Annotated in this window: 7 protein-coding genes; 5 read left to right on the top strand and 2 right to left on the bottom strand. The window is 50.9% G+C overall.

Annotation, left to right across the window (positions count from 1 at the left end):
- From J0895_RS06735 to J0895_RS06715, 5 genes are all read left to right on the top strand, one after another.
- Window positions 1-209, top strand: a 209-nt coding sequence (locus tag J0895_RS06735; RefSeq protein ID WP_207087340.1) for a hypothetical protein, incomplete at its 5' end; no start/stop codon positions are given.
- Between the two features lie 116 nt (window positions 210-325).
- Window positions 326-1393, top strand: coding sequence for a phosphate acyltransferase PlsX (gene plsX, locus J0895_RS06730; protein WP_207087339.1), 1068 nt, complete (start codon window positions 326-328; stop codon window positions 1391-1393).
- Between the two features lie 84 nt (window positions 1394-1477).
- Window positions 1478-2476, top strand: coding sequence for a beta-ketoacyl-ACP synthase III (locus J0895_RS06725; protein ID WP_207087338.1), 999 nt, complete (start codon window positions 1478-1480; stop codon window positions 2474-2476).
- A 57-nt stretch (window positions 2477-2533) separates the two neighbouring features.
- Window positions 2534-3415: an ACP S-malonyltransferase gene (gene fabD, locus J0895_RS06720; RefSeq protein ID WP_207087337.1), complete on the top strand. Its 882-nt coding sequence runs from the start codon at window positions 2534-2536 to the stop codon at window positions 3413-3415.
- A gap of 310 nt (window positions 3416-3725) precedes the next feature.
- Window positions 3726-4364, top strand: a complete 639-nt coding sequence (locus J0895_RS06715) for a 1-acylglycerol-3-phosphate O-acyltransferase (protein WP_207087336.1) — start codon at window positions 3726-3728, stop codon at window positions 4362-4364.
- Between the two features lie 201 nt (window positions 4365-4565).
- On the opposite strand, the gene J0895_RS06710 is transcribed toward J0895_RS06715, so the two are convergent.
- Window positions 4566-5177, bottom strand: coding sequence for a YdcF family protein (locus tag J0895_RS06710; RefSeq protein ID WP_207087335.1), 612 nt, complete (start codon window positions 5175-5177; stop codon window positions 4566-4568).
- A 184-nt stretch (window positions 5178-5361) separates the two neighbouring features.
- Window positions 5362-5997, bottom strand: a complete 636-nt coding sequence (locus J0895_RS06705) for an LAGLIDADG endonuclease (protein WP_207087334.1) — start codon at window positions 5995-5997, stop codon at window positions 5362-5364.
- Window positions 5998-6612 lie beyond the last annotated feature (615 nt).

Raw genomic sequence — 6612 nt, 5'->3', positions numbered from 1 at the left:
CGCCTGAGTTACGCACGATGAGCAGCGATCACCCCTGTATGGAGACGGGTCCAACCTCTGTCCGCGTTAATAGCCGATATAGCGTCACTCCGACACTTCAATCAACCATTACTGGTGACTTGGCTTACGCTAAGTCACCAGGACCCCACCCTAACCCGGACCTTGCCAAGGTCCGGGAACCGGAGGGAGGGGACCGTCCTTGCAGTTAATGTCTTTCCACGGAAGAATCCCCCGAAAAAAAATTATCCTCAGAAACGATTCGGAAGAGTTATGCGATGGTATAAGGCTTCTGGTAAAATTTGTAAGGTTTCTATGACTTCGATCAATGGGATCTTCACGGGCACGGATCGCTATAGATGCTATGGGCGGGGATAATGCCCCTACAGCAATCGTCACGGGAGCGCTTAAAGCAGCCTCCGAGTTGGACGTAGATGTTCTTTTGGTCGGCGATCCTGACAAGATCGACTCCTGCCTCAAGGAACATCAAAAAGACGCCAATTTCCCCAATCTGAATCAGGTGGAAATTATTCCGGCTGATGAAGTGGTGGAAATGCACGAGGAGCCTTTAAGCGCTTTAAAACGGAAGCGCAACTCTTCTATTCGAGTGGCGATGGAATTGGTAAAAAAGAACCAAGCTCAGGCCATTATTTCAGCAGGGCACTCCGGTGCGGCAATGGCGGCAGCCCTTTTACATTTGGGGCGGCTGCGAGGTATTGACCGGCCAGCCATTGGTGCCATTTTTCCAACTATTGTTCCCAATAAGTCCGTTCTGATTTTGGATGTGGGGGCGAACGTTGATTGTCGTCCCAAGTTCCTAGAACAGTTCGCGGTGATGGGAACGATTTACAGCCAATACGTTTTGGGGGTAGAAGAACCCAAGGTAGGACTGCTCAATATTGGGGAAGAACCCTCGAAGGGCAACGATCAGGCCCTTCGCACCCATCAGATGTTGGTTGACAATCCACTGGTTCCCTTTTTCGGGAACGCGGAGGGTCGCGACATTCTGTCGGGTAACTTTGATGTGATCGTCTGTGATGGCTTTGTCGGCAATGTCGTCTTGAAGTTCGCTGAAGGGCTTGGGGAAATTGTTCTGAATATTCTCAAAGAAGAGTTGACCCAGGGAATTCAAGGGAAAATCGGGGTGACGCTGTTAAAACCAAGTCTGAAACGGTTTAAGCAACGGGTTGATCATGTAGAACGGGGCGGGGGCTTATTATTGGGAGTAGCCGGAATTTGCATTATTACTCACGGCAGTTCCCAAGGCGCCACGGTTTATAATGCGATTCGCTTGGCAAAAGATGCCATCGACCACAATGTGATTGATCGAATGCAGTCCCAGTTTGAATTACAGAAGCAGCTAACGGCAGTACCCGAACCGACGCCTGAAAGTTGACGGCACCGAATCCAGCGGCGATCGCGCGCCAGGGATACTCGAATAACCGCGTATGACTCAAGAACCGACCGAGGGAGAATCAGTTTGAAAGAAATAGAGGTAGGCATTGCAATTACAGGAAGCGGTTCGGCGACTCCAGCGAACGTCCTAGACAATCAAGTGCTTTGTCAGATGGTGGAGACTTCGGAGGAGTGGATTGAGTCTCGCACCGGGATTCAGTCCCGACGGGTGGCTTCTGTGGAAGAATCCCTCACGGAACTGGCGACTCAGGCAGCCCGAGAGGCGATCGCCATGTCCGGTATCCAACCCACAGACCTGGATTTGATTGTTCTGGCGACTTCGACGGCAGATGACCTGTTTGGCAGTGCTTCCAAAATTCAGGCCAATCTAGGCGCAACTCGGGCAGTCGCCTTCGACCTCACCGCTGCCTGTTCTGGTTTTCTGTTTGGTTTCGTCACCGCTGCCCAATTTATCCGCACGGGAGTGTACAAAAATGTGCTGGTCATTGGGGCGGATGTCCTCTCTCGTTGGGTGGATTGGGCCGATCGCCGCACCTGTATTTTGTTTGGCGATGGTGCAGGTGCCGTGGTGATGCAGGCCAACACCACTCGCGATCGCCTCCTCGGTTTTGAACTGTGCAGCGATGGCCGTCAAAATGACTGTCTGACTCTGGCTTTCCAACCCCAAGAGAAAGCCCTCACCCCTACGGTGTCCGTCGGTCAAGGCACCTACCAGTTCATCGAAATGAACGGCAAAGAAGTCTACCGCTTCGCCGTCAAACGAGTCCCGGAAGTCATCGAAAAAGCCCTATATCGCGCCGATATCGAGGTTGATCGCGTGGACTGGCTGTTGCTGCATCAAGCCAATCAGCGCATTCTCGATGCCGTCGCCGTCAGACTCAACATTCCCACTCATAAAGTCCTGGGCAATCTCGCCAACTATGGCAACACCTCCGCCGCTTCTATCCCGCTCGCCTTGGATGAAGCGGTGCGATCGGGCAAAATTAAACCCGGAGATGTCATTGCCGCTGCCGGTTTTGGTGCAGGACTGACTTGGGGTGCTGCCATTTTTGAATGGGGATAACCCACCCTCAGTCACTCTCCCTCTATTTATTGACCCATAACAACGAAAAATTGACGAATGACGAAAACAGCATGGGTGTTTCCCGGACAAGGTTCCCAAGCCCTAGGCATGGGTGTAGATTTAGCAAACTTACCCATTGCTCAAGAAAAATATGCCGCTGCTGAAACCATCCTCGGCTGGTCCGTTCTGGAAATTTGCGCCAACGCTGAAGATAAACTCAGCAGCAGTCTGTACACTCAACCGAGTCTCTATGTTGTCGAGAGCATTCTGGTTGACTTAATGCGCGATCGGCATCAACAACCGGACCTCGTTGCCGGTCATAGTTTGGGCGAATATGTCGCCCTATATGCCGCTGGCGTCTTTGACTTTGAAACCGGATTACAACTGGTCAAATATCGCGCTGAATTAATGAATACAGTCGCCGGAGGTCAAATGACCGCCCTGATTGGCTTCAACCGAGAACAACTGGATGCTCAAATTACTGCCACTCCCGATGTCGTCCTCGCCAATGACAACAGCGATGGACAGGTAGTCATCTCCGGGACTCCAGACGCTGTAGAGGCGGTGATTTCCGCCATCAAAGTCAAACGGGCCGTGAAATTAAATGTGGCCGGGGCCTATCACTCCCCCTTCATGGAACCCGCACAAGCTCAGTTCCAAAATGCTCTCGATGCCGTTCCCTTTACCGATGCGATTGTTCCGGTTTTGTCCAATACCGACCCCACCCCGGAAACCAAAGCTGAGGTCTTAAAACAGCGGATCTCTCGGCAGATGACGGGCTCGGTGCGCTGGCGGGAAATCATGTTACAACTCCCCCAAGAAGGCATCGAAAGCGTGGTAGAAATTGGACCGGGCAAGGTTCTGAGTAATTTAATCAAACGCACCTGTTCCGATTTAGTCGTCGCGAATGTCAGCACAGCGGCAGACTTACCAGCATAATTTTTCTGAAAACAGACGCCGTTTGTTTTAACCCGCACCCTAAAGGACTCTGTTGGTTAACGGGAGACCTAACCCCCCCACCCCCTCCCCTAAGAGGTCAGGGGGAGCCGGAAAGCCCCTCCCCTCTTAGGGGAGGGGTTTGGGGAGAGGTCTCTTTCTTGATTCGCCAACAGAATCCTAAAGGGTGGGGCGTTTGCGGACGAAGCCCGCCTGCGCGGGCTAATGGAGAAAACAGGTCTTTGACAGCCGGATTTGGTATTAATTCCTCATTCCTCATTCCTCATTCTTAATTGTTGATTCCTCATTTGTTGTGGCAAAAACCCGCGAACCTGTTGCCAGCTTATTTCTCTATCACTTGTTTAAGTGGCCTGTGGTTAGCCCCATGCTTCATACCTACTTCCGGGGGCGGATCTATGGGGCTCAAAATGTGCCCATGTCAGGTGCTTTTGTGGTGGTGAGCAATCATGCCAGTGATTATGACCCCCCGATTCTCTCTAACTGTATGAACCGTCCGGTTGCTTTTATGGCGAAGGAAGAGTTATTTGAAATTCCAGTTTTAAAACAGGCGATTTCTCTGTATGGGGCCTATCCAGTCCGTCGAGGAGAGAGCGATCGCGCAGCAATGCGGGCGGCATTATCTTCCCTTGAAGCCGGTTGGGCCACGGGGCTATTCTTAGATGGCACCCGGAGTCCCGATGGCCGCATTTACAACCCCAAACTCGGTGCGGCCCTGATTGCGGCTAAGGCTCAAGTGCCTCTGTTGCCGGTGAGTCTCTGGGGGACTCAGGCGATCGTTAAAAAAGGCAGTCTCGTTCCCAAACCTGTTCCGGTTACCATCCGCATTGGCGAGGTGATCCCCGCCCCATCTTCCACGAAGCGAGAGGTGTTGGAGGCGATAACTCAGCAGTGTGTCGAGGTAATTCATGGGTTACATGATTTAGGCAGGTGAGTCATCTGATATGGAATCCGGTTGTGATACTCCATACGGTACTGATAAGTCTATAAAAACGACCCGCGTCAAGCTGTATTTGTAGGGGCGCATTGCGCCCCTACAAGAAATTTTTATAGACCTTTAAATACCGTATGGAGTATGATATGTCTATAAAAACCCGCACCCTGAAGTGGGTTTTTATTTTAACCGGATGGAGTATTAATCCTCGTCCCCGTGGACTGGGGCAAAACGGGCCCCGGTGTATCCGGTGGTGACCCACAAAATGGCTCGGGCACCATCGCGAATGGCTTTTTCGATGGGTTCGGGCGATCGCCCCGAAGGGACGGGTAGGGGTTTGAAGCTAATCCCCCGACTCCCTAAGACAATCTCCCCAATCACTTGGGCGCGGCGCATATGATCATCGGAGGTAATCAAATAGACACTCTCGATCCCCTGGGATTTTAACTGATCCACTAGAGTTGTGAAGTTGGTGACAGTATCCTGAGCTTGATAGTCTAAATGCACCCGTTCCAGGTCAATCCCGGCGTTGGAGAATACCCATTCGGCATATTCTTGATTGCTGCCTCCAGAGACCCAGACTTGTAAATGGGGATTTTTTCGGGCAAATTCGGCGGCAAATTCTTCTCGCTCTAAAGCACCCCCCAAGACTAACAGGGCTTGGGGGGTATCAATATAGTTTCTGATTTGTTTGTAGGCGATCGCGCCGATTAGGGACAATCCCAAAAGCAGCCATACCCCAGATCTGCCCAGGGACCGCTTCGTTTTTGCACTCCCGTGAAGTCTTCCTTTCAGACAGATCTTCAACAACATATCTCAAGTTACCAACTATTGATTCCGTAGTCACCGAACGAGCCACCCGAGTTCACGATCCATGAACCGGGTGCAAGTTTTCGTACTATAGACTAACAGAGAACGGGACTGGCCGGATTTGAACCGGCGACCTAGCGCTTCAGATTTGTGTGAGTTTCCTCACTCTCTGGACTATTCCTTCACCTTAGACTTCAGGTCCGTAGGCGGTGGCCGTTACGTTTGAGGAGGTTTGTACTTTATAGCGTAGACTGTCCGGGACGTAAGGGGTGATGAAAGCGAGAAATCGTTTTCCCTCTTGAGTCCCCATTTTCAGTCGATAGCCCTCCGAGGTTTTACTCAGCCCCCACTTAAATCCCCAAATTTCTGAAAAATAATCAATAATGATTTCATTTTCCCATTCAGAGAGGGTGGTGTTTAAATACACTTCTAGGGCGTGAATTTTTCCATTCCTTTTTTTAAAGGACTTGGACCCTCTGTCTAAAAACCATAAAGCGATTCCAGCGGGGGTTAAGAGGTTTAGAAACTTCGCTGTGACAGTTTTAATCCCGCCGCAATAAAGTTTCTTGACCAAGACCCGAGTTAAGGGAATCAACTTCGGTTCTAACTGGAGGAGTTGCTCTCCTCGCTTGGTGGTTCGAGGTCGGATGCTAACCGGCTGTTGGGTGATTTGTTCGAGAAGTTGTTTTTTAAACAAAACGTAATTCTCTTGGGTAGCTCGATGGGAAATATAGAAATTGTTTTGATTTCTTCTTCCCTGACCCAATAACATCCCCACTAAAACGCCTCGTTGTTCTACTTTGGATGCGACATTAAAGTCCATCTCTAATGGCTCTCTCAAACCAGTCTCTGCACCTTCCTTTGACAGCTAGAATTACATGGGGACCGGAGCAAACGTCAATTCTTTCCGATGCCTGTAGTTGTTTAGCCATTCAAAGGCTTGGCTCAAGATTACCTTATCTGTCCATTGGCTTTGATTGGAAAGCGGAACATAGACTTAGGCTTTCTTGAATTTGACCACATTCACTCCTGGAGTTTCCTCCAAGGTGCCCGATGCTTCAGGAGGCGCTTGCTCTATCCAACTGAGCCACAGCCCCAAGGCTAAAGCAATTGTAGCAGAACCGGGGACAATTTGTCTGCTTTTTTGCCGGTTTAGAGAGTTTTATGGGGATGGGCCGATCGCCTAGAACCCCTTGATTTTGACTGGATTTCGGGTCTGAACCCAGAGGCTCTCGGGGGCTCGCCCTGTCCCGTTAAGGGTCCTATAGCAATCCTAAATGATTTATGACATCTGTCTTCTCCCCTCTCCCCCTTTGGGAGAGGCCTGTCCTGAGCCCTGAGCCCTGAGCCCTGAGCCCTGAGCCAGTCGAAGGGTCGAAGGGTCGAAGGGTCGAAGGGTCGAAGGGTCGAAGGGTCGAAGGGTCGAAGGGTCGAAGGG

The organism is Phormidium pseudopriestleyi FRX01, from assembly GCF_017313335.1.
In the GTDB taxonomy this organism is placed as follows: Bacteria; Cyanobacteriota; Cyanobacteriia; order Cyanobacteriales; family Laspinemataceae; genus Laspinema; species Laspinema pseudopriestleyi.
Note: the sequence above shows the minus strand (reverse complement) of the source record. Positions and strands in the feature narration are given on the sequence as shown.